Raw genomic sequence first — 26,113 nt, forward strand, 5'->3', positions numbered from 1 at the left:
TGGTATGAATTGAAGTGTATTTCGCTAGGATATTATTTTTTTATATCAAAATACCAAATCATCATAAATTTTAAATAAATTCTAAAAGAGAACTATTAAGAATGGCACCAATCAGAGTTTTAGTTGTTGAAGATGAGGTGATTACTGGAAGAGTCATTTCAGAAGAATTATCCCTGCTTGGATATGCTGTCACCGATCTTGCGACCTCCGATGAAGAGGTATTCGCCAGCGTATCTAAAAACAGACCCGATTTAGTGTTGATGGATATCATTTTGAAAGGCTCCCCAAGAGATGGTATCGAAATCGCCACAATCCTGCGTCAAGAATTTCAACTCCCATTTATTTATATCACTGCCCATACTGATGATGCCACGCTAGAGCGAGCTAAAAACTCCGAACCCTATGGCTATCTTGTCAAACCCTTTGACGAGAGAGATTTACGCGTGGCGATCGAGACTGCCACGTACAAACATCAGATGGAAAGGCAACTTGCAATGCGAGAAGCCCAACTTTCTGCGATTCTCAAATCGACTAGCGATGCTGTCATTGCTACAGATAATATTGCCGAAATCACCTACATGAATCCTGCCGCAGAGAAACTAACAGGTTGGCGCTTTTCAGAAGCTTTAGGCAGAGATGTAACAGAGATTTTATATCTGATCGATGAAAATAGTGGGAAGGAAATTGCCCATCCCGTTCCCCTTGTCTTACAAACTGGACAAGTTAGCTTCCTGAACGACTCCACTGCTGCGATCGATCGCCAAGGAATCAAAAAACCAGTGGGTGATAGTGCTTCTCCTATTTGTATGCCTTCAGGGGCAATCGATGGAGCCGTAATGGTTCTTTGGGATATGACCGATCGCAAAAGAGCCGAAGCCGCCCTAAGCGAATCTGAATCTCGCTTTAGAAATGCTTTTGAAACCGCAGCGATCGGTATGGCTTTGAATACTGTCGATGGATATTTTTTACAGGTTAATACAGCCCTTTGTCAAATCTTGGGCTATTCAGAGTCCGAATTACTGTCGCTTACTTTCCAAGAAATTACCCATGTGGACGATCTGGGAGTAGACTTAGATGCTACAAACCGTTTGCTGAGAGGAGAAATTAGTTCTTTTAATTTAGAGAAGCGATTTTGGCATAAAAACAGACATATTGTCTGGATCTTACTGAGCGTCTCCTTAGTCCGCGATACCATGCAGCAGCCGATGTACCTGATCGCACAAATGCAAAACATTAGCGATCGCAAGCAAGCTGAAATCGCCCTCTCTCAACTCAATAAGGAACTCGAAAGTCGAGTTGCTCGGCGTACAGAAGCATTACAAAAGAGCGAATCTCGTCTGATCGCAACCAACGAACAGCTTGCGATTACCAATGCCGAACTTGCCCGTGCGACAAGACTCAAAGATGAGTTCCTCGCTAACATGAGCCACGAACTCCGCACGCCGCTCAATGCCGTTTTAGGAATGGCGGAAGGACTTATAGAGAGCGTATTTGGTTCGATCAACGAACGGCAAAAAAAGGCGATCGACACGATCGAACGCAGTGGTAAACACCTGTTAGAGTTAATCAATGATATCCTCGATCTTGCCAAGATCGAATCTGGTAAATTGGAATTACAAATTTCCGATGTTCCCGTCCAAAGTATCTGCGACAACAGCACGCTCTTGGTAAGGCAGATGGCTTTAAAGAAAAATATTCGCCTCAGTACCCACATCCCAGAAGATATTGGCATGATTTGGGTAGACGATCGCCGCATCCGCCAAGTGCTGATCAACTTACTCAGTAATGCAATCAAATTCACTCCCGCAGAAGGAAGCGTAACCCTAGAAGTTTGGGTAGAAACGGAAGAGAGCAGGGGAGAAAAACTTACAGACGAAGCTTCTTCTTCTCAAGTCGCTTTCGCTATTGTTGATACGGGCATTGGCATTAGCCGTGAAAACATCCAAAAACTATTCCAACCTTTCGTGCAAATTGATAGCAGTCTCAGCAGGCAGAACGTTGGGACTGGTTTGGGGCTATCTCTCGTACAACGCATTGTTACCCAACATGGTGGAACGGTCTCCGTTGAGAGTGAGGTCGGACATGGTAGCCGCTTTACCATTCGTCTTCCCTATGGCGATGCTTCTGGGGCAACACAGTTGCCTTTGACCAAAAGCGATCCATTGTCTGCAGATTTGATTTTGCTGGTAGATGACAATGAGGCAAATATTCAAAGTATTTCCATCTACCTGACTGCGAAGGGATACCGTTTTATTACTGCAAAGAATGGAGAGGAAGCGATCGCACTAGCACGTACCGAGCATCCAAATCTAATTCTGATGGAAACCCAAACTCTAGGTATAGATGGTCTGGAGTCAATCCGACTGATCAGAGCAGAATCTCAGTTAAATAATGTTCCCATTATTGCCATGGCTGCGCTATCGACGCCAAGCGATCGCGAGAGATGTCTGGCAGCAGGTGCTAGCGACTATCTGGCAAAACCCTTTAAACTCAAACAACTCGTAAATTTTATCCAGCAACTTTTAGCGATCTAAAATCACTTTTTACTAAAGCAATCCATTAAGCAATCAATTAAACAGGGGAATTTTTTGAATGCCTGCCACCAAAGTTCTAGTTGTTGAAGATGAAGTAATTACAGGAAGAGTTATTTCAGAGGAACTAACCTTACTAGGATATATTGTCACCGATGTCGCTACCTCCGATCTAGAGGTAATTGCTAGCGTAGTTAAAAACAAACCCGACTTGGTGTTAATGGATATCATTCTGAAAGGATCGGCGCAGGATGGTATCGCGATCGCTACGCTCCTGCGCCAACAGTTTCAAATCCCAGTGATTTATATTACTGCGCATACAGATGATGTCACGCTAAAGCGAACTAGGAATTCCGAACCCTATGGGTATCTTGTGAAACCATTTAATGAGAGAGATTTACGCGTGGCGATTGAAACAGCCCTGTATAAACATCGCATGGAACGGCAACTTGTCGAGCGCGAAGAATTCCTCTCAGCGATTCTAAAATCGACCAATAATGCTGTTATTGCCACCGATAATGTCGCCACCATAACCTACATGAATCCCGCCGCCGAAAATTTGACGGGATGGCAGCAAAAAGAGGCAACTGGAAGAAATGTGGCTGAAATTTTACAACTGGTTGATGAAAATACGGGTTGTGCCATTGCTAACCCCATTCCTCAGGTCTTGCGATCGGGAGAAGTCGCCCATCTAAATGACGGCACAGCGATATTAGATCGCCATGGAATTCAAAAACCCGTAGGCGATAGTGCATCCCCTATCTGTAGGGAACCTGGAATAATCGATGGCGCAGTTATGGTGCTTTGGGATATTAGCGATCGCCGCAAGGCAGAATCCTCAGAAGCAGAAAAAGTTGCAATACAAGAAGCCCTAAAAAAAGAGAAAGAACTTAACGAACTTAAATCAAAGTTTATTGCCATTGCCTCCCATGAATTGCGAACACCTTTGACGATCGTCATGCTTGCAGCCGAGTATCTCCAAAATCCAAATCTAAACAATGATGTCATCCAAAGCCGCCTAGAGCGCATCAAAAAATCAGTCAAGCATATGACTGCCGTTCTAGAAAATATGTTAGCGCTGGGTAGATTTGCCTTAGAAATTTCCAGTTTTAAGCCCATTCTCACAAATTTGGAAACATTCTGTTTAGATCTCGTGGAGGAAATCAAATTCCTTTACCCCAACGATCGCAATAAGTCGGTTGTAATAAGTTTTTCTAGTCAAGGAACTTGCGATCGCGCTTGTATCGATCGAGACCTACTGCGTCATATTTTGATGAACTTACTCTCGAACGCCATGAAATATTCTAATCATGGTGGCAGCGTTCAAATTGAACTCACCTGCGATCGGGAAGATTTTCTTTCTGCGCCTATAGCGAAATTTCTAATTCGCGATCGGGGCATTGGCATTCCTGCCAATGACTTACCTTTTGTGTTCGATCTCCATTATCGTGCTTCTAATGTCAGCAAAACTCCTGGTTCTGGCATTGGCTTAGCGATCGCAAAACGTGCTGTAGAGATGCATAACGGTCAAATTAAAGTCGAGAGCGAGGTCGAGAACGGTACAACATTTACGGTTACATTACCAATTGGCTAAAACGTTGGCTTTCACTCAGTTCGACCTCGCCCACTAACCTCCGCCAACTAACTCGATGCACCAGGATTTGTACCGATGCCACCAAAAATCTGCCCAAAGGATTTACCAGTTGCTTCTACTACTGGATTGGCTTTTTTAGCTTCTAAAGCAGCCCATGTGGCTGAACCCACGATACCGTCAGCATCGAGACTATGCTCGGTCTGAAATTCGATCACAGCCGCCTCAGTTTGGTCGCCAAAAACACCATCAGCATTGACTCCTAACAATGTTTGTAAAAGAGTTACCTCTTCACTCGTATCTCCTTTATATAATTCTGCATGTGCCATGGATAAGTCCTCCTTAAAAATGTGTAAAAACCGAACATTGCCAAAAATAAAAATCCACCCTTTAGTTTAGAGTATGTTTGAGAACTTTTTAATCTCTCTGCTCAATCGGATCGCTTAGTTTAACGTCAGTTAGATACTTCCACGCTCGGGTGTTCCAATCACCGATCTTGGCTGTAGCGAAAACTCAACACATTAAAGTAGCGAGCACGCATCGATCGGCATTTACACCCGCAAAAAATATCGTAGTTCTACCCAAATTGCGCAGAATGCTATCGAGGGGCGTATCCCAAAATCCACTCATGCGATACTTGGCGACATGAATATCCGTAGGCTCTGGTTGCAACTCATCGACGATCGCGGCTGCCCAGCTATGCTCGATTAAAACTGGCGCACCGTTGGCAGGCAGGGGATCGCCCAGCCCTATTCCATGACCCGTGGGATTATAGACATGACGCAAGCCTGCGCTAATGTTCAACAAATCTGGTCGATTTCCCCAATTCAACCAGATTATCGGTACTTTTTGCGATCGCAACGCGGGTAATAGGGTTTGCAAGGGAGCAATAGGAGCGCGCGCAGGTGCAACATCAACGCCAATATGCGCTAGCCAACCATCGGGGTGACAGAAATCATTCTGCATATCCACGATAATTGCTGCACTTTTTGCCAAATCTATCCTGAGCTTCTTTGTCTCTGTAGACAGCACGATCGGCTGCGGTATCAGGGGTGGGCGGGTTAGATCTGCGATCGCCTCATTTACAAGCCAGGCATTAGGCAGTATGCCAAGGGGATACAATTTAGAAGAAGCCCTATTTGAATTTGAGTCCATCCCTTTCCACCTCATGCTCTGCTATGAAATGCTAGCACCATCGGTCAGACTGCTCACCGCTTGCAGATCGGGGGACGCGACCAATTCTAGATAGAGGAGGAGGATTAAAATTGTGCGATCGCCTCACGCTACTTTTTCTCGCTTTCAGGGAGTCAAATGTATTCTTTATAACAGATTTAGAATTTGTTGATAAGATCGATTGGAGTACTTAAATTTTACGTTTAAAACACTACGCCTCAATAATTACCAAACTGGAGGTTCTGAGGAAATGTCGATCGCCTCTACAAATCCAACGACTGGGGAAGTCGTTCAGACTTTTATCGCCCTGACAAGTTCTGAACTCGATACCAAGTTAGCGCTTGCCGAACGAGCATTCACAACCTATCGCCACATTAGTTTTGCTCAAAAAGCAGGTTGGATGCATAAAGCTGTAGATATTCTAGAAGCGCGTAAGCTAGAATTTGCCAAATTAATGACCTTAGAAATGGGAAAGCCTCTGCTCAGCGCGATCGCCGAAGTTGAAAAATCGGCTTTGGTTTGTCGTTTTTATGCTGAGAATGCCGAACAATTTCTAGGGGATGTATCCATCCCAACTGCCGCCAGTCGTTCTTTTGTACGCTATCAGCCTTTGGGGATTATTCTCGCGGTCATGCCTTGGAACTTTCCATTTTGGCAAGTATTTCGATTTGCTGCGCCAGCGCTGATGGCGGGCAATATTGGTTTGTTAAAACATGCCTCTAACGTTCCTCAGTGTGCTTTGGCAATCGAGGAGATCTTCCAAGCCGCAGGATTTCCCACAGGAGTATTTCAAACCCTGTTAGTTGGGGCAAATCGCGTTGCAGAAATTGTGAAAGACGGGCGGGTTAAAGCTGCTACGCTCACGGGTAGCGAACCTGCGGGTCAGAGTCTCGCCGCGATCGCGGGTCACGAAATCAAAAAAACCGTATTGGAACTGGGTGGTAGCGATCCATTTATCGTGCTCAAAAGCGCCAATCTAGAAGAAGCTGTTTCTACTGCGATCGCAGCGCGAATGCTCAACAGCGGTCAGTCTTGTATTGCCGCCAAGCGCTTTATTGTCGAAGCTGCGATCGCAGCGGAATTTGAGCAACGCCTCGTTGAAGGATACAAAGCCTTAAAGGTAGGCGATCCGATGCTCCCTGAAACCGATATTGGTCCCTTAGCTACCGATCGCATTCGTCAAGAACTCGATCTCCAAGTACAGAAATCGGTTCAACATGGTGCCAAACTGCTGATCGGGGGTGATATGCATATCTATAGCCATACGCCTTTAGCCAAGGGAAACTTCTATCCACCCACAATTTTGAGCGATATTCCCAAGGGTTGTCCTGCCTATGCCGATGAGTTATTTGGACCTGTGGCTTCCCTGTTTCGGGTTGCAGATATTGACGAAGCGATCGCCCTCGCCAATTGCACGCCCTTTGGTCTAGGTGCTAGTGCATGGACAACCGATCTGCAGGAACAAGAGCGTCTGATTAACGATCTTGAAGCTGGAGCCGTGTTTATTAACAGTATGGTCAAATCCGATCCGAAATTGCCTTTTGGGGGAATTAAGCGATCGGGATATGGCAGAGAACTGGGCATTCAAGGCATCCAAGAATTTGTCAACATCAAAACCGTTTGCGTGCAATAAAACTTGACTATTGTTCGCTACAGAGAATTTACCGAACCATTAATAAACCTATGAATACCGCCGAACTATTAGTCCGTTGTCTTGAAAATGAGGGGGTTCAATATATCTTTGGACTCCCTGGCGAGGAAAATTTAGAGGTCATCAATGCCCTAGAGAATTCCTCCATTCAATTTATCACCACCCGCCACGAACAAGGGGCGGCGTTTATGGCAGATGTCTATGGGCGGCTCACGGGGAAACCAGGCGTATGCCTATCAACCTTAGGTCCAGGGGCAACCAATTTAATGACAGGTGTCGCCGATGCCAACCTTGACTGCGCTCCCTTGGTGGCGATCACAGGACAAGTAGGCACCGATCGCATGCATATCGAATCGCATCAATATCTCGATCTCGTGGCAATGTTTGAGCCCGTAACCAAATGGAATGCCCAGATCGTGCGTCCTAGCATTACCCCCGAAATTGTGCGTAAAGCTTTTAAACTTGCACAAACAGAAAAGCCAGGAGCCGTGCATATTGACCTACCTGAGAATATCGCGGCGATGGAGGTAATGGGAAAACCTTTGACCGTAGATGACAACAGCAGAATGTATGCCTCTTACCGAAGTTTAGGCGATGCTGCCATGCTGATTGCCAAAGCCAAAAATCCTCTAATTTTGGTGGGCAATGGTGCGATTCGCTCCAAAGCTAGTCAAGCGCTCACAGACTTTGCTACAAGGCTCAATATTCCTGTGGTGAATACCTTTATGGGTAAGGGCGTGATTCCCTACACCCATCCTCTGGCGATGTGGACGATTGGTTTACAACAGCGAGATTTGATCAACTGCGCCTTTGATGAAACCGATCTGGTGATTGCCGTAGGCTACGACCTGATCGAATACTCGCCCAAAAAATGGAATGCTCTGGGTACAATCCCGATTATTCACATTGGCGAAAATCGGGCGGAAGTTGATAGCAGCTATATTCCTAAGGTGGAAATTGTGGGCGATATCTCTGATGCCCTCAATGAAATTATGCACCGCGTCGATCGCTCTGGGAAGCCTGACCCCCACGCCTTACAACTCAGACCTAGCATTCTGGCTGACTACGAGCAGTACGCTGATGACGAAGGGTTTCCAGTGAAACCCCAAAAAGTTGTCTATGATGTCCGCCAAGTTATGGGAGCTGAAGATATCGTGATTTCTGATGTGGGTGCCCATAAAATCTGGATGGCAAGGCACTACCACTGCGATCGCCCTAACACCTGCATCATCTCCAATGGGTTTGCCGCCATGGGGATCGCCATCCCCGGGGCAGTTGCAGCCAAATTGGTCTATCCCAATCGCAAGATCATTGCAATCACTGGCGATGGTGGTTTTATGATGAATATGCAAGAACTGGAAACCGCCGTGCGCATAGGTACGCCGTTTGTCACCTTAATCTTTAATGACGGTGGCTATGGCTTGATCGAATGGAAACAAAACATTCACTTTGGTAAATCCGCCCATGTCAGGTTTGGGAATCCTGATTTTGTCAAGCTTGCCGAGAGTATGGGGCTAATTGGCTATCGGGTTGAGTCCGCGATCGATTTGATCCCAACGTTAAAAGAAGCACTGGAACAGTCAGTACCCACCGTAATTGACTGCCCCGTTGACTATCGTGAAAACATGCTATTCACCCGAAAAGTTGGTGATATCACCTGTGCTATTTAGACTTGAAATAAGCTGCGATCGCAAAGGTTGAAATTACAAAGGTAAAGTGTGAAGATTTCAAGGATCTTTGGGGTTAAATTATGTCGTAATTGGCACAAATCTTGACTGATGACGGGGTAATTGTCGTACAGAGACCCGCTTAAGTCTTAATTTAACTTCAAATTCTTTAATATAATCAACAGCCTCTCCTTTACTTTCTCGCTTATCGAGTTGTTCTAACAAAGCAAAAATCTCCTTGTCTAGCCCCGGTTCTCCACTAAATAAGTGCATGAGGGTTTCGCTGCAGTCATCATCAGGATAGATGGGAATGTAGTAGATGTATGGGGTATCCATAAGCGGTTACTTTATACTTAAATTAAGTGGGTGACGATAGGCACATGGCGAGCATCTGCAACTAAAATGACTGCGATCGCAATCCATGCTTATGCATCAAATCAAATTATTCATCAAATATAGACCAGTTAGATGTGATTCGACAGACATAGAATCTTAAGCTCTGACTAAGAAATGTTTTTGATTCCCGCAAAACAACCAGATCGTTCCATGATTAACAAAGGTAATTCTGACTCAACCTATGCTTGACCCTGACCTTAATAATATTCAACTTAGTCCAGATGACTACGAGCGGTATTCGCGTCATCTGATTTTGCCCGAGGTGGGCGTAGAAGGACAAAAACGACTCAAAGCCGCCAGTGTACTTTGTATCGGTACGGGGGGCTTAGGCTCTCCCCTACTGTTGTATCTTGCAGCGGCTGGCATCGGACGCATCGGCATTGTGGACTTCGATGTGGTGGACACATCCAATCTTCAGCGTCAAGTGATTCATGGCACAAACTGGGTTGGTAAACCAAAAATCGAATCTGCCAAAGCAAGAATCTTAGAAATCAACCCCTACTGCCAGATCGATCTATACAACACGCATTTATCTTCGGCAAATGCCCTAGAGATTATGGCTCCCTACGACATTGTTGTTGATGGCACAGATAATTTCCCCACCCGTTATTTAGTTAACGATGCTTGCGTGCTGCTAAATAAACCCAATGTTTACGGCTCGATATTCCGCTTTGAAGGGCAAGCCACTGTCTTCAATTATCAGGATGGCCCCAATTATCGCGATCTCTATCCAGAGCCACCGCCTCCTGGGCTAGTTCCCTCCTGCGCTGAAGGTGGAGTCTTAGGGATTTTACCTGGGATTATAGGGGTGATCCAAGCAACAGAAACGGTCAAAATTGTGCTTGGACAAGGAAATACGCTAAGCGGGCGTTTATTACTTTATGATGCCCTCAAGATGACTTTTCGTGAGTTAAAGTTGCGTCCTAATCCCGAGCGACCTAAGATCGAGAAGTTGATTGATTACGAAATGTTCTGTGGTATTCCCCAAGCAGCAGCCACAGAATCACAACAACAAATTTCTGAGATTACCGTTCGCGAACTCAAGCAGATTATTGATGCAGGTGCAAAGGATTATTTAATCGTGGATGTTCGTAACCCCAACGAATGGGAAATTGGCAAAATCCCTAACACCGTCTTGATCCCCTTACCTGAAATTGAGAATGGTAAGGGTGTGGACAAAGTTAGATCGTTGCTCAATGGGCACAAACTCATTGCGCATTGCAAGATGGGAGGACGCTCTGCAAAGGCATTGGGTATTCTCAAGCAAGCTGGCATTGATGGCATTAATGTCAAAGGTGGCATTAACGCTTGGAGCCAAGAGATCGATCCTTCTATACCTAAATACTAAAATGGCTTTGGCTTCGCTCAGCCACCGTTAGCTGAGAATTAGGCGCATAAGCAAAAATTACTAAACCAGTTCCTAGATCGCTACTTTGGGTATAAGTTAGTTGTAAAGGGGTTAGAAATAATTACTACCCCTTTATAGCTTTATAGTGAACTGTTAGGGATTATTCTGACGATCTAGTTCTAATAAGGGTAAATCATTGAGCGCTGAGTGGGTTTTAGAGCAATATAGTCAAGGGGTCAGGGATTTTTCTATTCTCGATCTCGGTGGGCTGAAATTGAGAGGCGCAGTGTTAAGTGGGGTCGATCTGAGGGGAGCCAATCTCAAGAATGTCGATTTGAGCAGTGCCAACCTAATTGATGCCGATCTGAGTGGGGCTAATTTAATTGAGACAAATTTTAGGGGTGCCATACTCAGAAACACAAACTTTTCCGATGCCGATCTAAGTTGGGCTAACTTAACTTGGGCAAATCTAACAGAGGCAAAATTTGTCCGAAGCAACCTCAGTGTTGCTAACTTTAGTGGTGCTAACTTGATTGATGCCGATTTTACCCGTGCAAATCTTAAGGGCACAAATCTTAGAGGCACAAATCTTAGAGGTGCTAGGTTCGTAGGTCTAAAATCAATTACTGATGCAGATTTTACAGGTGTAAAAAATCTTCCTGATGCAACCAGAGCTTATTTATGCTCGATCGCCGAAGGTATGCACCCATTTACTAAAAACGATACCAGAAGCACGCTAGGCTGTCTTTAGAATTGCAGTTGATAGTTGGTAGTTGGCAGTTTCTTGAAAGCCAAGGGCTATTAGCCAAGAGCTATTTACTACTTTGTCTCTGAGAGTTGTAATAAGTAAGGAAAAGACATATTGGCTTCATAGGAACCAACCCAAATCTCATAGGTGCCCGGTAACCATTCTCCTGCGATGATAGGGTTGCGATCTCTGACATCATCGCTGCACCAACTGCCCCCAGGACCTCGGATCAGCATCACCGTATCGCCTGAACTTTTTACTTGTAACTCTAGATATTTAAAGGGCTTGGTTAGCGTAATCGTGTGATCTGGCACGGTATCGATAAAGCCTATACAGGCACCTGTTTCGGTTTCGACCCGACCTGACATTTTTTGTGTTTCTACGATGCCACCGCTGATCCCATGCAAAACCTTGAGTGTAGGTGTGAAGTGAGGGGCAAGGATAACATTTTCAAACATAGTCAAGGTAGTCTCTTTCTTGGGCGTTACCTTGGTTTCTTTAGGTGTTATCTTGATTTCCTCAGCTGAAACCCTTTGATTGCTGAAACAAATTGGGGTAAATATCAGTGTTAAAAATACTGATGCGATCGGTAAATTGAACTTTTTCCAGTGATATTGCGTCATTATGCGACCAAGAAGGACTAAAAGGTAGATCGAACGTAGGTACGTAAGCTTGATAACACGATCTTGAGTGTCAAGGAGTATAGATTACTCCTAAAGTCCACGCATCGCCAACCTGTGATTAACCCATCTTAGTTGGGAATAATATTCACAAGTTATTACGGCATATTCAGTTAGTTATAAGGCATAAATGAGGTTGAAACCGTGCTAAACAAAGTTTCAGAAAAGCAAATGCACAATGTCAGATTAGTGCTGACGATTGGCTGGCTAGTGCTGATACTCTCCCTATTTTACGATCCCTTTTCGGCATATTTAACCGATCCTGATGATGTCTGGAGCCCTTTTCACATTCGTAGTCATCTTGAATGTTTTCAGTTTCAGGGACAATGCCGCGATTTAGATGATTATCCAATGGGTGCACGCATTTTTTGGGGCATGGTCGTACCTGCTTCAGTTTTGATTCTCTTGGTATTGGGGCATGAGGCTTGGCGGCGCATCTGTCCTTTATCATTTATGTCCCAGATTCCCAGAGCCCTAGGAATTCAAAGACGGCGCAAGGTCGTCAATCCCGTCACAAAGGCAACCAGGTTGGAATTGGTGACGATCGCTAAAGATTCTTGGTTGGGACGCAACGGTTTAAATTTCCAGTTTGCGCTGTTATTTATCAGTCTAAACATTCGGCTGTTGCTGGTTAACTCCGATCGCTTACTCTTGGGCATTTTTTTAATCGCAAGCATTTTGACCTCAATTACCGTGGGCTATCTATTTGGGGGTAAAACATGGTGTCAATATTTTTGCCCGATGGCTCCTGTACAGATGGTTTATACAGGGACACGCGGGCTACTAGGCAGTGAGGCGCATCAGGGAGCCTCTACGATCACCCAATCGATGTGTCGCAGTTCCGATCGCGAGGGCAATGAAAAAAGTGCCTGTGTCAGTTGTCAATCGCCTTGTTTTGATATTGATGCCGAACGAGCCTATTGGGATACGATTACCCAAAGCGATCGCAAATTGCTCTATTACGGCTATGTCGGTTTGGTGATTGGATTCTATATTTATTTTTCGCTCTATTCAGGCAACTGGAGCTATCTCTCAGCAGGTGTGTGGAATGAAACCGACCAACTCTCAGCCTTGTTTAAGCCAGGGTTTTACATTGCCAACCAAGCGATTCCCATTCCTAAGATTTTGGCAGTTCCTTTAACCTTAAGCGTTACAACCGCTGCAACCTATATGCTTGGTGTGTGGCTCGAAAGGCTGTATAAGCATTACAACAAAAAGCGAAGCGTGCCCCTAAGTCACGAACAAATTCAGCATTGGGCGTTTTCCTTCAGTACATTTTTTGCGTTTAATTTCCTCTTCTTTTTGGGTGTGTATCCTACCTTGGGTTGGCTCTCGCCTTGGGGGCAGTCTCTGGTGAGTTGGCTAGCTGTCATTGCCGTGACGCTATGGCTCTATAGAACCCTCGGACGCAACACAGATCTCTATAACCGCGAGAGCATTACCACTAGTCTCCGTCGTCAGTTAAACAAGTTGGGTATTGACTTCTCTAAACTTTTAGAAGGGCGATCGCTAGAAAATCTCAAACCCGATGAAGTCTATGTTTTGGCAAAAACTTTGCCAGGGCTAAATCACGAAAAAAGGATGCAAATGTATAAGGGCGTGCTACAAGAGGCTTTAGCCTCAGGCAATGTGCGTTCCTCTGGCAGTTTGGAAGTGTTTAAAACGATGCGTGGTTCTCTCGGGATGACCGATGAAGAGCATCAAAACGTTCTATTAGAATTGGGAATTGCCGATCCCAGCCTCTTAAATCCCGAACACCAGCTCACAAGAGAGCATCTACTGCGAATTGAGAGCTATCGCCAAGCGCTAGAGATGATTTTGTTGGAACTGGTGGAAAGCGGTACACCGATGCAGACTGCGTTACAGTTAAAACAGAGGCAAATCCTAGCACTCAAGCGAGAATACAACATTACGACCGAAGAAGAGGAGCAAGTACTGGCAGCTATGTTTCATGCCAACAGTACGATGATTCGGGCGGCAGAATCTCTCGTTTCCCAACTGCAAATCTTAACTGGACGCGATCACGCCCTCAATCGATTAGTCAGTGCCGATGATAAACTCGCCCTTTTGCTCCGTCGTTCCATTCATCAAAAGCAGCACTTAGTGTTAACGCAATTACTGGGGATTTTAGAAATTTTAGGCGATGCTCCCGAAGCACTTAAACTAGCGAATTCCCTACAGGATCTAGCTGTGAGCGTATTGCAACAACTCCTAGAGCATAGAGGAGAAGGAGGGGATTGGGACACTCGTCTCAGCCCTGAAGTCATGAAGAAACTTGTCGCGATCGCCAATACTACCCAAGTGAGAGTTGCCCCATCTAATCCATCCGCAACAATTGAGGTGCTATTAGAACTTTTGCAGGAATTAGAGCCTGTGACTCAAGCCGCTAGTCTCTATGCCTTAAATCTGTTAGAACCAACAAAGGCGATCGAGCAAGCTAAGAAGCTACTTAGCAACAGCCATCATTTGGATGAGTTAGTTAGAGAAACGGCACAAGAGATTGCAGGGAATGGCTTAAGGGCTGCTTCTTTGTCCAATACACTGTTGGTCAAGATTAGACATGAAGGACTTACCGTAGATCGCGTCTTCCAACAACCTAGTATTCGTGTCGGGCGGGAAGATGACAACGATTTGGTGCTGCAAGACAGACAGGTTTCACGTCAGCATGCTGTCTTTTTTGTGGATGAAACTGGCGTTAAGGTTCAAGACCTGGGCAGTGCAAATGGACTTCGCATTGGGCATAAGGTACTTAGAAACGAGCAAGCCCAGCTAAGTCAAGGCGATGTTGTATATTTTAGTAACTCGCACGAACCTAGTATCTCGGTGCGGTGGGAGCTACTGCCTCTGATCAAACCGACTGCAACCAGACCCCTAGACACTTTCCAGAAGTTATTGCGCTTGTTTGAAAGCAATTTCTTTAAGGGACTCAAGACAGACGTTTTGGTGGAGTTGGCGCGTCAAGCTGAGGTGAAAACCTACAATCAAGATGAGTCCATTTATCAACAGGGCAAAGTCGCACAGGAAATTTTGGTGGTGGTAAGTGGTTCGATTCAGATGCTACGAGTGCTGGGCGATCGCGCATCTGTTTTGGCGTTGATTTCCCCTGGCGAAACCATTGGTGAGTTAGAAGTTTTAACCCACCGCGCCTATAGAACCTCGTTTGTTGCTGCCACATCCAATACGGTTGGACTGGCAATCAAGGCAGATCTATTTGAAGAGGTAATCAGACAAGACGCCCTGTTTGCCCAAAATTTATTAGTAAAGGTCAGCGATCGCTTGCAAACTATGCTTACATCATCCTTAGCCTAAAATAATTTGTAATTTAACGTGAATTCGGGATAATAAAACCTGAAACTCGGAAATCTAGTTTCCTCCCTCTTTACTTAGGGTGGGTTAATACGTTTGACTCTAAACTCTAAAAGTGTGGTTTGTTTTCCAAAATCCTTAACTCGAATTCACATTAATCGATCGCTAGTAGGGAATTCTCTATAGAATTGTCTTGTTCTGTGGGTGAGATCCCCACACCTTAAAACCGCCGAAACCCTCGCACTACGATTTTTTGCGAATCTAAAAGAAGTGCTATCGTTGCTAGCTTTCTAAGACTCAACTAACAACCGAATTACTGAACCGCAAATAGAATCCATGCTCAAAGTTAAAATCTACAACGCCCAAACCCCAAAAGATCGTAAAAGCCTTGACCTAGCACCAGAACAAATGACTGGAGGCGAATGCATGGTAGGGCGATCGAGCACCTGTGGCATCGTTCTCAATAGTCCCGAAGTTAGTCGCATGCATGCCAAAATCGGTCTGAAGGATGGACAATATTACTTCTCAGACCTTGCCAGTAAAGACGGCAGTAGATTAAACAATCAAGTGATGCTGGCAAATCAGGCCTCTGAACTTAAGGCAGGAGATATCTTACGGATTGCAGATTTCATCTTGGAAATCGAAGCGATCGCTTTTGTCTCAGAAGAAGATGCGACGATTATCGATCCCAGACGGACGATTGTTGCCCCACCAGCACCCGTGCCTTTAGAGCCCAGTCAATATATGCCTGTGGCACTGGTCGATCCCACCCAAATGACGCGTTGGACAAAAGGCGAGCTAACAGTAAAGTGCGTGCGAATTATTGATGAAACCCCTGACGCTAAGACCTTTGCTTTTGTTACCGATCCACCCACCTTGTTTAGCTATAAGCCAGGACAGTTTGTTACCCTCGATCTAGACATTGACGGGGAGCAAGTACTGCGTTCCTATTCCATCTCTTCTACCCCTTCACGCCCTCATACTTTGGAAATTACGGTCAAGCGCGTACCTGCCCCAGACAATGAACCCAACGTTCCGCGCGGGTTGGTGTCAAACTGGTTGCACGACAATTTGACAGTGGATAGCGAGATCAAACTGAGCGGGCCCCTCGGTAAATTTACTTGTTTTGCCAATCCATCCCAAAAATTATTATTCATCTCGGCTGGAAGCGGTATTACGCCGATGATGGGTATGTCCCGTTGGGTCTATGATACGGCTTCTGACTGCAATATCGTGTTTTTACATAGCGCACGTAGCAGGCAAGATATTATTTTCCATCAGGAATTAGAATTGATGGCATCGCGACAACCCAACTTTCATCTCGCAATTACCACGACCCGTAATGAAGCAGGACAAAACTGGGTTGGCTTAAGAGGTCGGATCACCGAATCCATGCTGCAAATGGTTGCTCCTGATTTCCGCGATCGCACCGTGTATGTATGCGGCCCCGATAGTTTTATGCAAGGCACAAAAACGCTTTTAGATAGTATTGGGTTCCCCATGCAAAACTACTACGAAGAAAGTTTTGGCGGAGCGAAGAAGAAGAAAGCTGCCCCAGAATCTAAGTCTGTAGATGCTCCTCCAGCAATATCCCCCACACCCAAGGCGTTTGGGATCGGAGCCTTTTTAGAGAACCTACAGCCAGTATTCGCGCCAGTTGCTAATGCTCCTGCAATTGCTGCCGCGCCAGTTGCTGCCCCATCCGCTCCATCTGCCTCTAAAGTAGCGGTAGTCTTTGCCAAATCTGGTAAAGAAGTGGCTTGTGATGGCGAAGAATCCATTCTGGAAATTGCCGAACAAGCAGGGGTGAAGATCCGCAGTAGTTGCCGCGTCGGTAGCTGTGGCACTTGCAAAAAGCTTAAGAAAGAAGGAACTGTAAAAATGGAAGACTTCGACCCTGAAGCCCTAGAACCAAGCGAACAAGAAGCGGGATTCATTCTCACCTGTGTTTCTTTCCCACGCGATCGCGTGGTGATGGATGTGTAATGGCTAAATGCCATCTTGCTGTCAGGCTCTAGCTCGTATATTCCTTGGTACGGGGCAGTAGACCAAACAGGGTAAGTAGGGAGATCGCCCCCAAGGCAATGGGCGTTGTGATTTCAAACCCATCCATTTCTTTAAAGCCTTGCTCAACGGCGCGATCGAAGGCTTGTTGGTTGACCTCAAGGGTTTTATCTAGCGCCCGATCGAAGCGATTGAATGCCCAGTTTGATTCTCCTTGTTTATTTCCAATACAAAGTGCAACAGCCGCATCATGCTTTCCACTTTCTTGAAGTTGACGAATTTGGAGATCGATCTCAAAATATTTACCAAAAGCCTCCAGTGTCTCGATCGCCGCCTCTCGCTCGCCCTTAAACGTAATGTTGTTGAGTTCGTCAGCAAATAAGCCTTTAAAGCCAGCATCCGCTTTACTGTCCGTTCCAGCCCTCTTTAGTTCAGATACAATCGTTTTGAACGTTTCTACATCAGGGATTTGAGCCAGTTTTGTAACCTTTGTAAAAAAAGCCTGTTCGTGTTTGGCTGCCATCGCTGAATCCAAAAGATATCGGCTTTCATCGCCGTTGGCGCTATTGGCTAAAGCACGGATTTGCCAGAGGGCGTGAATCGACTCAAACGCATCCTCTTTGGCAACTTTAAGCTGATAGGAAGTGGAAGACAAAGCTCGTACCGTGTTGCCCATAAATAGAACTGCGATCGCAGTGGCAGCTAAAAGCATGGGATTGAGCAGACGGCGCATCCTCGCATTCAGGAAAATTTGTAAGGCAACAAGCACCCCCAACAGTCCCAGCCCCGATATCAAGACAAAAAACAAATATTTACCCGCAGCAAACTTCTGCTCGCGGTAAATGCGATCGAGTACTTCGCGATTTGCCCGATCTAGGTCATCCGCAGCAGATAAGAGTGTATTGTCGATAATGTCCGCACCACCACGGTAAGCTGCCAAAGTCGCTCCTTCATTTTTTTGCTTTTGAAAGATGCGTGCTTCATGGATCTTGATGCGATAGTCGCCCAACGCCACAAATAGCTTCCGAATAGGAACGCGTTCGGCATCGCCGTAGGTAATATTTTCTGCCGCAGACAACGAAGCATCGATAACTTCTTGGCGGCGTTTATCATAGGCTTTCTCTGCCTCAGGATTTTTGCCTACCTCAACCAGCAATTTATTGGCAGCATTGGCGTCGAGATCGGCAAGCCCCGCTTTAATTTGCTGAGCGGCGATAATACTTGGAGCCGTATCTTTCCCAATTGTTTTGATTGCATATCGTTGTCCCTGTACTGCCGCAATTGTGGCAATCAGCACCAGCACGCTTGCTCCCCAAGTCAGGTATAAGCCACCCTTGAGCAACTGCGGCGTATTCAAGCGGGCGATCGCTTTTTGAGGCGTGGTGGTGTGGGTCATGGAAGTAGCCTTGAATAAATTATGGAGAACGTAATGGAATAGAATCGTGAAAGCATGTTTTGCCTAGTGGCGATCGCTTTTTTCAATTTCTAGCTCAACATTTAGGAAACAGCAAACTCGGTCAGTTTGCGACGATCTATAGGCTTGAAACCTAATACAATCTGGTGTTTAGGAATACCAAGAGCGATTAAATCGTCAGCAATTCCTGCTTCAGTTCCATCTTGTTGAATCCAGAGCTTATTGTTAATGATATCAATATGCAGAAGTGTGCCGTAGATGCGACGACCATTTTGCCAACTGACCTCAACCAGTTGATAGCGATCGCGCACGGTGTCAAAAATCAACTCACTCTGTAACCACAGGTCGGATGCCTGATTGTTCTGTACCAATTACGGGATTTAGGTCACATAAGACAATATCGCCTCTGGCGACTGTTACCATTGGATTTCTCCGCGTACTAGTCTTTCTTCGTAGTCTTCTAGGTTTTTGAGATAGTCGCTAAAGTCAGATTCGCCGATCGCTAAGGATTCACTAAATTGTGTCCATTGCTGCCAGCGTTGATTGTCTTGTTTGAGCATGAGAAAGTCAATAAAATCACTTACTTCCTGAACAAGTTCGTTGGGAAGATTTTGGATTTTGGCGATCGCTAGGTCTTGTACTGTCATAAATATTCCTGAAAGTCGGCTAACGTTTCATCAAAGTCATCGGGTAATGGCAAAACGAATGTACCTTTTAATATCCCTGCTCGACGTTTTTTAACGGGAGATGGGGGTTGATGATCTGCATAAAGTAGCTCATCAACTCGTTCTGATAGGTTGGTCATGCCACTGTCGCCCATGCCTATACATTTGGGGCGTTGTTTGTTGCCAGTCGGTTGATTATCCATGTGTCTAATTGTTCAAGATTAGTTCCGTTTGCGCCAATAGTTAGGTTTTTGCTTGTGATGCGCGATCGCTAAAATATAAACTTGCTCACCATCCACAAGACGGTATAGAAGCGAATACGGGAACTTTGATATCACTAATCGCCGAATTGAACCTCGAAATTTTAAACCGAGTTCAGGATAACGGGTTAGTAAGTTGGTTGAGGACTCTACGGCATTTAAAAACTCTAAGGCGATCGCTTTGTCTTGAGTTTGGTAGTAGCCAATCGCATCGTTTAGCTCTTGTTGTGCTAGTGGATGAAAAATGATTTTCTTCATCGCAAGTTTCTAGGCTAGGGATGCACGAAGGTCTGTAAATACTTGGCTGGCGGGATAGCCTATAACTTTTCCACTGGTTAGATCGCGATCGCGTGCTTCAGCTTCTTCGAGCCAGTCGTTTTCAACTTCGCGATCGATCTCGTTGGTTTTGCCTAGTTGTTCGATTAGTCGGGTGAATAGATGAATTAAGGAGTCTTGGGGTAATGCAAGTACTTCGTTTTCTAGTTGTTCGAGTGTCATTATTTAGTTCCTCAAGTTTGGCAATCTGTTGTGGAAGTACTTTCATTATAGTTTCTGTCATGAATAGTCTATCAGACAGCTATGAGAAGCATTTTTACTTTTTAGGCTTGGCTTCAAGGGCTGCTTTGAAGGCGGCGAGGAAGACTTCAACAAAATCATTTTTGGCGATTTTTTTGATCGCTTCAAATGCACCTGCTGTAAGCGCAGCAACTAATCGATCTTTAAGCGTTGGCTTCTTTTCTATCTCTTTCAGTGCAGTGGCAGTGATGATTTCTTTGCCTGCTTCGCTGGTGGGATCGGAAATTTGTGGAACGATTCCTTGCAGTAGTTCGTCGAGTTCGATCGCTAGTTGTTGGGTGTCGGGGTCATCTATACCGTAGTAGTTATTTTGCGTGCCGATGTTGTCGCCTGTGACGGTTTGATCGCCTGCGATGACTTGTCCTACGGGGGCGTTGAAGTTAAAGGTCATATTTTTCTTACTGGGTAATGTTTAGTGGTTAGTTTTGTTACAGGAGATAGCCGTCTAAGCCACACCATAGCCTGTATAGGGTCTTTTGTAGGGAGGATGTAAGCCCAGCACAATGTCTTCTTTGGGAATACCAAACTCTAGTAACTCTTGTCCTATGTCAATATCAGTTGTATTTTGCTGTAGCCAGATCTTTCCATCTTTGATGTCAAAATGCAGAACAGTATGATAGACCCGCTTCAAACCTTTCCAGCCCACACGCATCAGTTGATAGCGATCGCGCACGGTGTCAAAAATCAACTCATTCTGTACACCGTCTTGAGTTTTAAAATGACTATGCCTTTCCAAAAGATTTTGAATGTATAAACGGTAATTTTCTAGTTTATCCATTTGACTATCTCCTCAGCGATGGGTTCATAAACAATCAGCTTTAATTGATACCGCTCGATCGATGCTTGGGCAAAGCGGCTTTGAAAAAATGTTTCATAGGCATCTAGGGGAATTGCTAAATAAAGTTGGCGATCGGGTTCATTAACTTCTAGCATGATTCTATAGTTGAGAAATTGTCCCAGTGCTGTATGAAAGTCGCTAATGGCAGATGTACTGATAAAGCTTTTAATTTCAACCGCAATTTTTTGTTGGTCTCGTTCGGCAGCAATTAAGCGCTCCGCAGCTAAGTCAATCTTAACTTTAACTTCTTCCCATTCCAGTTCTAGTGGATCGTCAGTTATTTGCCAATGGTCTTTTTCTAACCCTCGTCTAACTGCATCGTGAAACAGATCTTTTGCTGACATTTTACTTTTTTACTCTTCATCGGCGCTAAATCCATCAAGGAAGGCGACTCCAGCTTTGAGAAATACGCTGTTTTCGGCATAATGTTTGGCGATTTCGCTAATTGTGGCTTTACCGCCATTTAGCCAGCGTTCAGGGTTGAGGAGTTGCTGACGGAAAGTCGTCCATCTATGTGGTTGGTTGTTTTGAATTTCTTTAAATTCTGCTTCGATAATGTCTTTGGCTTCGGCTTCAGTTGCAGTGGGATGATCTTTTTGCAAGTTGGCGAGAACTTGCACGATCTCGTTTATTGTCTGTAGCAAGGCTGGATCGTTGGCATATTTTTTGGCAATGACTTCGCCTGAGTTGTTTTCAATATATTGGATAACTTCTGCGTTGAAATTGCTTTTTCTAGTTTCTGGCATGGTTTTAAGGGTTTGATGGATTTCTTGTAATATTCTCTCTACAGGATTAGCACGATTTTCTGTTTCCTGCAAAGGTGTTTGGGCTATGTCGTAGTTGTAGTATTTGCATCGGGCTTGGATGGCGGTGATGACTGAGAGGGCTTGTTGGCTGGCTTCTGTGGGGATGAGGGTGAGGAGGTGGGGGAGTTGTTGGGTGAGGGTGGGTAAGTTGCGATCGGATTCAGCAATATTGTCCAAAGCCTCTATTACATTCCTAAATACGGAATCATTTGAATCTTTGAGAGCTAGTAGTATGAGATGGTCAACTGCTTTATCATTGCCAATCTTGCCCAAAGCAACTGCTGCATTCCTACGTACAGAATCATTTGAATCTTTGAGAGCACGTATGAGAGGGTAAACTGCTTTGTCGCCACCAATATTACCCAAAGCCTCTGCTGCTACCTCACGCATATAATCATTTAAATCTTTGATACCTAGTAGTATGAGAGCGTCAACTGCTTTTTCACTGCCAATCTTGCCCAAAGCATTTGCTGTATTTCTACGTACAAAATAATTTGAATCTTTGAGAGCAAGTATGAGAGCGTCAACTGCTTTTTCACTGCCAATCTTACCCAAAACCTCTGCGGTATTCCTACGTACATAATCATTTGAATCTTTGAGAGCAAGTATGAGAGCGTCAACTGCTTTTTCACTGCCAATCTTACCCAAAACCTCTGCGGCATTCTCACGTACAGAATCAGTTGAATCTTTAAGCACTTGAATGAGAAGTTCGACCACTTTTTCACTGCCAAGCTTGCCCAAAGCATCTGCTGCATCCCCACGTACAAAATAATTTGAATCTTTGAGCGCTTGAATGAGCGGTTCGACCACTTTTTCACTGCCAAGCTTGCCCAAAGCATTTGCTGTATTTCTACGTACAAAATAATTTGAATCTTTGAGAGCAAGTATGAGAGCGTCAACTGCTTTTTCACTGCCAAGCTTGCCCAAAGCATTTGCTGNATTNCTACGTACANAATNATTTGAATCTTTGAGAGCAAGTATGAGAGCGTCAACTGCTTTTTCACTGCCAATCTTACCCAAAACCTCTGCGGCATTCTCACGTACAGAATCAGTTGAATCTTTGAGCACTTGAATGAGCAGTTCGACCACTTTTTCACTGCCAAGCTTGCCCAAAGCATTTGCTGCATTCCTACGTACATAATCATTTGAATCTTTGAGAGCACGTATGAGAGGGGCAACTGCAAAATTTGATTTTGTTTCAATAAAAAGCTCGATCGCCGACACTTGAGGAATTTTCCATTCTTCTATTTCCCGAATCAACACTCCAAAAGTTTTCTCTTGAAATCCATACTTCACCGCCCCAGCCAACCTCGCCCCCAACCGCAAATCCACCTCCAGCGCCAGCCTTACCACCCGCACTGCCTGCTCCTCACCCTCCACCAACTCCAACATCAACGCCAAAGGTTCTGTCCATTTCAAATAATTGAGATAGACCTGCTGTAACCGCCCATCACTCAAACTCGGCAACAGCCCCAACAACCACTCCGCCGCATAATATTCCTGAATCAACTGATGCCGAAACTCAATGCGGTCATTGCTAATCTGAATCAAATGATGCTTCAGCAAATCCTCTAGCCACCGCACCGCGCAATCGTCCGCAAACTCTACTTTCCCTTGCAAAAACTCCACCAAAAACTGCTCCGCATCCCGCCGCGAAATCGCCACCTGCAATTCCGTCAGATTTTCGCCGCAGGTCATCTTAAAGGCTAAATACTGCAACAACCGCCCCCACCATGCCCGCGAATCCTTCGATAGCGTCACATCCTGCTTAATTCTGTCGCCATAACCCACCGTAAAGGCACGAAACACCATACCCAAATTCGGCGGAATCTGTTCCGATCGCTGAAACAACGAACAAAGCATCCATAACAACAAAGGCGTTTGCCCAAACTCCCGCAACCGTCCCGACAACTGCCGCAACAACCTCTCCCCCTGCGTCGGCAAATACGCCATCACAAACTGCTGCATCTGCGGCTCCGTCAAAGGCTGCATCTCTAGCCGCTTCGCAATCCCTAAATCCCCACCCGCACTCAACTCCCGTGTCGTAAAAATCATCGGGCAAGTCTTTTGATAAAGCTCCCGAAATTGATTCACCTGAGCGCGACCGCGATCCGATGGCAGCTCATTCACCCCATCCACCAGCAGTAAAAAACGCCCCTGACGCAATAGATTTTCAATCGCCGACACATCCAAATCCAAAGTAGGATCGTGTGTCAAAATAAACGCCCGAATCCGCTCAATTACCGAAGACTCATTCGCCTCAGATGGCAAATACCGCAACTCCACCAGTACGGGGATTTTCGCTTGGCGATCCTCAAGAGATTTTTGGGATTCCTCCAACAACAGCCTTGCTAAAGCCGTTGACTTTCCCGATCCCGGTCGCCCCACCAGTAACACATGCTCCGCTGCATATTTGCAGATCCCTTCCAGCACAGGCAACCGTTCTATTTTTTCTTTTTTCTCTTGCTTATCCCGATCTTGCTCAAATTCCCGCCCTTGTTCTTGCTGCTGTACAGTCTGCACCATTAAGCCAAAATCAAAAAAAGCAGGTGCAATCTGCTCGCGTTCCACCCGTTGCGATTCCCGACCTGTCGCATCCGTCAGCGTATACAAGCACCACCATTGCCTGTATCGATCGACAACAGTCCTTAAATAAGTCTCAAAACTAATCTCTACACTCATGCGTAAGCTGTAGCGGCGGGGATATTGATGTATATCTTAACCGTTTCAGTCAGATTTCAGAACGATTTGTATGACTTTTTCCTTAAATCCCTGCTTGTTGAAATATTTACTGAAATCGCTTCCCTGCCGCAGCTCGCGTACCCCCAGATTATCGATTTTGTGAGAAGTTCACCCCACCCAACAAAAACTCCCCCCTACAAAAAGTAGGCTGGGGAGAACTCACTTGTCCCCCTTTCGTAAGGGGGATGCCCGATAGGGCAGGGGGATCAAACCCCTCGCTTTCAGCAAGTCGGCTTGCTTTGTTCCGAAATCCTTATCCCGAACTGATATTACCTAAGAATTTGCCAAGCCCTGTTGATAGGCAACCTGCTGGACTGCCGATGCCACCACCTTAGAGACCCTCGGATCGAATACCGAAGGGATGATGAAATCGGGAGCTAGTTCGCTACTGCTAACTAAAGAAGCGATCGCTTGGGCAGCGGCTAGATTCATCTCAGTGGTAATACGTTTGACTCTGGCATCCAACGCACCTCTAAAGATACCAGGGAACGCCAAGACATTATTGATTTGGTTGGCATAATCGCTGCGTCCCGTTGCCATCACTGCCACATCATTTTCCACCAGTTCGGGTTGAATTTCAGGTGTGGGGTTTGCCATCGCAAAGACAATGCGATCTTCAGCCATGCTGCGAACCATTTCAGGCGAAAGGGCTTTCGCGACGCTCAGACCGACAAACACATCGGCTCCCTTGATGGTTTCCGCAAGGCTGCCTGCTTTTTCGCTGGCAAATTCTAGCTTCTCAGGCGATAGATTGGGACGATCCGTAGAAATGCAACCTTGGGAATCGCACATTTGAATGTTTGCCGCACCTGCCTTGCGGAGAAGCCTTGCCACAGCAATTCCCGAAGCACCCGCTCCATTCATCACAATGCGAACCTTCTCAATCGGCTTGTTGACGACCTTGAGTGCGTTGAGCATCGCTGCCACCACCACGATCGCAGTTCCATGCTGATCGTCATGAAACACAGGAATGTCTAGTTCTTCGCGCAGGCGTTTTTCGACTTCAAAGCAGCGAGGCGCACTGATGTCTTCTAAATTGACGCCACCAAAGGTAGGTGCGAGAAACTTCACGGTTTGGACAATTTCATCGACGTCTTGGGTAGCAAGGCAAATGGGGAAGGCATCTAGGTCAGCGAATTGTTTAAACAGCATCGCTTTGCCTTCCATGACGGGCATTGCAGCTTCAGGTCCAATATTGCCTAGACCTAAAACAGCACTACCATCGGTGACAACGGCGATCGTGTTGCACTTAATCGTATAGTCGTAGGCTTTGCTCTTGTCCGCCGCGATCGCCATGCAAATTCTGCCCACACCGGGAGTATAGACCATTGCCAGATCGTCTTGTCCCTTGACTGGAATTTTAGAGTGAATGCTGATTTTGCCACCTTGGTGGAGATTGAACGTGCGATCGTGCACGTCAATAAATCGCACATCCTGAATTTCCTTAACCACCTTGACGAGTTCTTCTTCGTGCTCGGAACTGTAAGCGTTTACCGTAATGTCACGCACAGAAATCTTACGCGTCTGCTGAATCAGATCGATTTGACCGAGATTCCCCCCGGCATCGGCTAAGGCTTTGATCACTGAAGACAACATTCCTGCTCGGTTGGGCAGTTGCACTCTGATAGTAAGACTAAAACTGGGGTTGGGGGTAAGTTGTTGCATTAGAAATTGTGTACGTTTGAGAGTAGTTTCCGTTGATATAACAATCCGAATT

General features: G+C 45.6%; 23 protein-coding genes and 2 pseudogenes. 8 read left to right on the plus strand and 17 right to left on the minus strand.

Features of this window, described 5'->3' with window-relative positions:
- Window positions 1–101 precede the first annotated feature (101 nt).
- Window positions 102–2,534, plus strand: a complete 2,433-nt coding sequence (locus ACP2WE_RS15535) for a response regulator (protein WP_425216458.1) — start codon at window positions 102–104, stop codon at window positions 2,532–2,534.
- Between the two features lie 58 nt (window positions 2,535–2,592).
- Window positions 2,593–4,125 (plus strand): hybrid sensor histidine kinase/response regulator, encoded by a 1,533-nt coding sequence (locus ACP2WE_RS15540; protein ID WP_425216459.1) that lies wholly within the window; start codon window positions 2,593–2,595, stop codon window positions 4,123–4,125.
- A gap of 47 nt (window positions 4,126–4,172) precedes the next feature.
- Here ACP2WE_RS15540 and ACP2WE_RS15545 read toward each other — a convergent pair whose 3' ends face one another.
- Both ACP2WE_RS15545 and ACP2WE_RS15550 read right to left on the minus strand, forming a co-directional pair.
- Window positions 4,173–4,451, minus strand: coding sequence for a peptidoglycan-binding domain-containing protein (locus tag ACP2WE_RS15545; protein ID WP_425216460.1), 279 nt, complete (start codon window positions 4,449–4,451; stop codon window positions 4,173–4,175).
- Window positions 4,452–4,644: 193 nt separating this feature from the next.
- Window positions 4,645–5,277, minus strand: a pseudogene (locus ACP2WE_RS15550) (cysteine hydrolase family protein); the annotation flags it as partial.
- Window positions 5,278–5,545: 268 nt separating this feature from the next.
- Here ACP2WE_RS15550 and ACP2WE_RS15555 point away from each other — a divergent pair.
- A complete protein-coding gene (locus ACP2WE_RS15555) occupies window positions 5,546–6,928 on the plus strand; it encodes an NAD-dependent succinate-semialdehyde dehydrogenase (RefSeq protein ID WP_425216512.1) in 1,383 nt (460 codons plus the stop codon).
- Between the two features lie 50 nt (window positions 6,929–6,978).
- Window positions 6,979–8,616: an acetolactate synthase large subunit gene (locus ACP2WE_RS15560; protein ID WP_425216461.1), complete on the plus strand. Its 1,638-nt coding sequence runs from the start codon at window positions 6,979–6,981 to the stop codon at window positions 8,614–8,616.
- Between the two features lie 78 nt (window positions 8,617–8,694).
- On the opposite strand, the gene ACP2WE_RS15565 is transcribed toward ACP2WE_RS15560, so the two are convergent.
- Window positions 8,695–8,949 carry a hypothetical protein gene (locus ACP2WE_RS15565; RefSeq protein WP_330483096.1) on the minus strand — a complete coding sequence of 85 codons (255 nt, stop codon included), beginning with the start codon at window positions 8,947–8,949 and terminating at the stop codon, window positions 8,695–8,697.
- A 241-nt stretch (window positions 8,950–9,190) separates the two neighbouring features.
- Between ACP2WE_RS15565 and moeB the strand changes: the two genes are divergently transcribed.
- Both moeB and ACP2WE_RS15575 read left to right on the plus strand, forming a co-directional pair.
- Window positions 9,191–10,357 carry a molybdopterin-synthase adenylyltransferase MoeB gene (moeB, locus tag ACP2WE_RS15570; RefSeq protein WP_425216462.1) on the plus strand — a complete coding sequence of 389 codons (1,167 nt, stop codon included), beginning with the start codon at window positions 9,191–9,193 and terminating at the stop codon, window positions 10,355–10,357.
- 196 nt (window positions 10,358–10,553) lie between these two features.
- Window positions 10,554–11,108, plus strand: coding sequence for a pentapeptide repeat-containing protein (locus ACP2WE_RS15575; protein WP_425216463.1), 555 nt, complete (start codon window positions 10,554–10,556; stop codon window positions 11,106–11,108).
- A gap of 68 nt (window positions 11,109–11,176) precedes the next feature.
- On the opposite strand, the gene ACP2WE_RS15580 is transcribed toward ACP2WE_RS15575, so the two are convergent.
- A complete protein-coding gene (locus ACP2WE_RS15580; protein WP_425216464.1) occupies window positions 11,177–11,563 on the minus strand; it encodes a hypothetical protein in 387 nt (128 codons plus the stop codon).
- A gap of 366 nt (window positions 11,564–11,929) precedes the next feature.
- On the opposite strand from ACP2WE_RS15580, the gene ACP2WE_RS15585 reads away from it, so the two are divergent.
- Both ACP2WE_RS15585 and ACP2WE_RS15590 read left to right on the plus strand, forming a co-directional pair.
- Window positions 11,930–15,094 (plus strand): FHA domain-containing protein, encoded by a 3,165-nt coding sequence (locus ACP2WE_RS15585; protein ID WP_425216465.1) that lies wholly within the window; start codon window positions 11,930–11,932, stop codon window positions 15,092–15,094.
- Between the two features lie 333 nt (window positions 15,095–15,427).
- On the plus strand, window positions 15,428–17,077 hold the full coding sequence (locus ACP2WE_RS15590; protein WP_425216466.1) for an FAD-binding oxidoreductase: 1,650 nt from the start codon (window positions 15,428–15,430) through the stop codon (window positions 17,075–17,077).
- 28 nt (window positions 17,078–17,105) lie between these two features.
- Here the strand turns inward: ACP2WE_RS15590 and ACP2WE_RS15595 are convergent, their stop codons facing one another.
- From ACP2WE_RS15595 to ACP2WE_RS15655, 13 genes and pseudogenes are all read right to left on the minus strand, one after another.
- The gene (locus tag ACP2WE_RS15595; protein ID WP_425216467.1) at window positions 17,106–18,491 is read right to left on the minus strand and encodes a GlnX family signal transduction membrane protein; all 1,386 of its coding nucleotides are present in this window, start codon (window positions 18,489–18,491) and stop codon (window positions 17,106–17,108) included.
- A 101-nt stretch (window positions 18,492–18,592) separates the two neighbouring features.
- Complete coding sequence (locus ACP2WE_RS15600; protein ID WP_425216468.1) at window positions 18,593–18,880, minus strand: XisI protein; 288 nt, start codon at window positions 18,878–18,880, stop codon at window positions 18,593–18,595.
- A complete protein-coding gene (locus ACP2WE_RS15605; RefSeq protein WP_425216469.1) occupies window positions 18,837–18,932 on the minus strand; it encodes a type II toxin-antitoxin system PemK/MazF family toxin in 96 nt (31 codons plus the stop codon). Before ACP2WE_RS15605 ends, ACP2WE_RS15600 begins: the two co-directional genes overlap by 44 nt.
- Window positions 18,926–19,156: a DUF2281 domain-containing protein gene (locus ACP2WE_RS15610; protein ID WP_425216470.1), complete on the minus strand. Its 231-nt coding sequence runs from the start codon at window positions 19,154–19,156 to the stop codon at window positions 18,926–18,928. Before ACP2WE_RS15610 ends, ACP2WE_RS15605 begins: the two co-directional genes overlap by 7 nt.
- The gene (locus tag ACP2WE_RS15615; protein WP_425216513.1) at window positions 19,153–19,314 is read right to left on the minus strand and encodes a DUF2281 domain-containing protein; all 162 of its coding nucleotides are present in this window, start codon (window positions 19,312–19,314) and stop codon (window positions 19,153–19,155) included. The genes ACP2WE_RS15610 and ACP2WE_RS15615 overlap by 4 nt, the downstream gene beginning before the upstream one ends.
- A gap of 81 nt (window positions 19,315–19,395) precedes the next feature.
- Window positions 19,396–19,692 (minus strand): type II toxin-antitoxin system RelE/ParE family toxin, encoded by a 297-nt coding sequence (locus ACP2WE_RS15620; protein ID WP_425216471.1) that lies wholly within the window; start codon window positions 19,690–19,692, stop codon window positions 19,396–19,398.
- Window positions 19,693–19,701: 9 nt separating this feature from the next.
- Window positions 19,702–19,932 (minus strand): addiction module protein, encoded by a 231-nt coding sequence (locus ACP2WE_RS15625; protein WP_425216472.1) that lies wholly within the window; start codon window positions 19,930–19,932, stop codon window positions 19,702–19,704.
- Window positions 19,933–20,026: 94 nt separating this feature from the next.
- A complete protein-coding gene (locus ACP2WE_RS15630) occupies window positions 20,027–20,401 on the minus strand; it encodes a hypothetical protein (protein WP_425216473.1) in 375 nt (124 codons plus the stop codon).
- Window positions 20,402–20,455: 54 nt separating this feature from the next.
- A complete protein-coding gene (locus ACP2WE_RS15635) occupies window positions 20,456–20,788 on the minus strand; it encodes a XisI protein (protein ID WP_425216474.1) in 333 nt (110 codons plus the stop codon).
- Window positions 20,776–21,192 (minus strand): XisH family protein, encoded by a 417-nt coding sequence (locus ACP2WE_RS15640; protein WP_425216475.1) that lies wholly within the window; start codon window positions 21,190–21,192, stop codon window positions 20,776–20,778. The genes ACP2WE_RS15635 and ACP2WE_RS15640 overlap by 13 nt, the downstream gene beginning before the upstream one ends.
- A 9-nt stretch (window positions 21,193–21,201) precedes the next feature.
- On the minus strand, window positions 21,202–22,592 hold a 1,391-nt coding region (locus ACP2WE_RS15645), incomplete at its 5' end, for a HEAT repeat domain-containing protein (RefSeq protein ID WP_425216476.1).
- A 19-nt stretch (window positions 22,593–22,611) separates the two neighbouring features.
- Window positions 22,612–24,336: pseudogene (locus ACP2WE_RS15650) on the minus strand (NACHT domain-containing protein); the annotation flags it as partial.
- 333 nt (window positions 24,337–24,669) lie between these two features.
- Window positions 24,670–26,061, minus strand: a complete 1,392-nt coding sequence (locus ACP2WE_RS15655; protein ID WP_425216477.1) for an NAD-dependent malic enzyme — start codon at window positions 26,059–26,061, stop codon at window positions 24,670–24,672.
- Window positions 26,062–26,113 lie beyond the last annotated feature (52 nt).

It is taken from the genome of Tumidithrix helvetica PCC 7403 (assembly GCF_965232925.1).
Taxonomy (GTDB): domain Bacteria; phylum Cyanobacteriota; class Cyanobacteriia; order Pseudanabaenales; family Pseudanabaenaceae; genus Tumidithrix; species Tumidithrix helvetica.